Origin of the sequence: Phenylobacterium sp. (assembly GCF_024508875.1) — a bacterium.
Classification (GTDB): domain Bacteria; phylum Pseudomonadota; class Alphaproteobacteria; order Caulobacterales; family Caulobacteraceae; genus Phenylobacterium.
Genome location: NZ_JANINU010000299.1, coordinates 1 through 2,070 on the forward strand (window position 1 = coordinate 1; position 2,070 = coordinate 2,070).

General features: G+C 66.9%; 2 protein-coding genes. Both read left to right on the top strand.

Annotated elements, in window-relative coordinates:
- Positions 1-855 (top strand): 3-hydroxyacyl-CoA dehydrogenase family protein (locus Q0L11_RS19675; protein WP_296599506.1); only part of this gene is annotated, 855 nt, incomplete at its 5' end.
- Between the two features lie 87 nt (positions 856-942).
- Positions 943-2,070: acetyl-CoA C-acyltransferase (locus Q0L11_RS19680; RefSeq protein ID WP_296599508.1), on the top strand; the 1,128-nt coding region annotated here is incomplete at its 3' end.

Sequence of the window (2,070 nt, forward strand, 5' to 3'; positions counted from 1 at the left end):
CTGGCCACCAACACCTCGGGCCTGAACATCGACGAGATCGCCTCGGTGACCAGCCGTCCCGAGGACGTGATCGGCCTGCACTTCTTCTCGCCGGCCAACGTCATGAAGCTGCTGGAGATCGTCCGCGCCGACCACACGGCCAAGGACGTGATCGCCACGTCGATGAAGCTCGCCAAGAAGATCGGCAAGATCGCGGTGCTGGTGGGCGTGACCCCCGGCTTCGTCGGCAACCGCATCCTGGCGCAGCGCCAGCGCGAGGCGAACAAGCTGGTCATGGAGGGCGCGATGCCCTGGGACGTGGACCGCGTCCTCTACGACTTCGGCTTCCCCATGGGCCCGTTCGCCATGAGCGACCTGGCCGGCCTGGACATCGGGTGGGTGAAGGAGAAGTCGAACGGGGCCACCATCCGCGACGTGCTGTGCGAGATGGATCGCCGCGGCCAGAAGACGGGCGCCGGCTACTACGACTACGACGAGAACCGCAACGCCAAGCCGTCGCCGGTGACCGAGAAGATCATCCACGACTTCATCGTGAAGAGCGGCCGCAATCCGCGGAAGATCAGCGACCAGGAGATCCTGGAGCGCTGCATCTATCCGATGATCAACGAGGGCATGAAGATCCTCGAAGAGGGCAAGGCGATCCGCCCGTCGGACGTCGACGTGGTCTGGGTCAACGGCTACGGCTGGCCCGTCTACCGCGGCGGCCCGATGCACTACGGCGACCAGATCGGCGCCGACAAGGTGCTGGCCAAGATGAAGGAATTCCAGGGCACGATGGGCGACGACTTCAAGCCGTCCGCCGCGCTGGAGACGCTGGTGGCCGACGGCAAGAAGCTGGCCGACTACAAGCGCTGACCTGAAATCCAGGCGGGGCGGTCCCTGGGCCGCCCCGCCTTTTTCACACCCGAAGTTTGACCCAACGGAAAGCAGGATCCTCCCCGAATGCGTGAAGCCGTCATCGTCGCCGCCAAGCGGACCCCCATCGGCAAGGCCTATCGCGGCGCCTTCAACAACACCTACGGCGCGACGCTGGGCGCCGAGGCCATCCGCGCCGCCGTGGCCCAGGCCGGGATCGACCCGGGCGAAGTGGACGACGTGGCCATGGGCTGCGCGCTGCAGCAGGGCACGACCGGCAACAACATCGCCCGGCAAGCCGCGCTCCGCGCGGGCCTGCCCAACACCGTCTCGGGCATGACCATCGACCGCCAGTGCAGCTCGGGCCTGATGGGCGTGGCCACGGCCGCCAAGTACATCATCAACGACGGCGCGCAGGTCGCCATCGGCGCCGGCATCGAGTCGATCAGCCTGGTGCAGAACGACAAGGTGAACCGCTTCATGGGCTTCGACCCGTGGCTGAACGAGCACGTGCCGGAACTCTGGACCTCGATGATCGAGACCGCCGAGATCGTGGCCGATCGCTACGGCGTCAGCCGCGAGGCGCAGGACGAGTATTCGCTGCAGTCTCAGCAGCGCACCGCCCAGGCCCAGGCCGAAGGCCGCTTCAACGACGAGATCGTGCCGGTCACCACCGTGATGAAGGTGGCCAACAAGGAGACGGGCGAGGTCACCGACAAGGAGATCACGATCAGCGCCGACGAGGGCAACCGCCCGCAGACGACCCTGGCCGACCTGCAGAAGCTGGCCCCGGTGTTCAAGGGCGGCCGCTACGTGAAGGAAGGCAAGTTCGTCACCGCCGGCAACGCCTCGCAGCTCTCGGACGGCGCCGCCGCCGTGGTGCTGATGGAGCGCAAGGAAGCCGAGAAACGCGGCCTGAAGGCCCTGGGCGCCTATCGCGGCATGGCCGTGGCGGGCTGCGGTCCGGAAGAGATGGGCATCGGCCCGGTCTTCGCGATCCCGAAGCTCCTGGAGCGCAACGGCCTGACCATCGACGACATCGACATCTGGGAACTCAATGAGGCCTTCGCCTCGCAGGTCCTGTACTGCCGCGACAAGCTCGGCATCGACCCGGCCAAGTACAACGTCTCGGGCGGCTCGATCTCGATCGGCCACCCCTACGGCATGACCGGCGCCCGCTGCACGGCCCACCTGATGTACGAAGGCAAGCGCCGC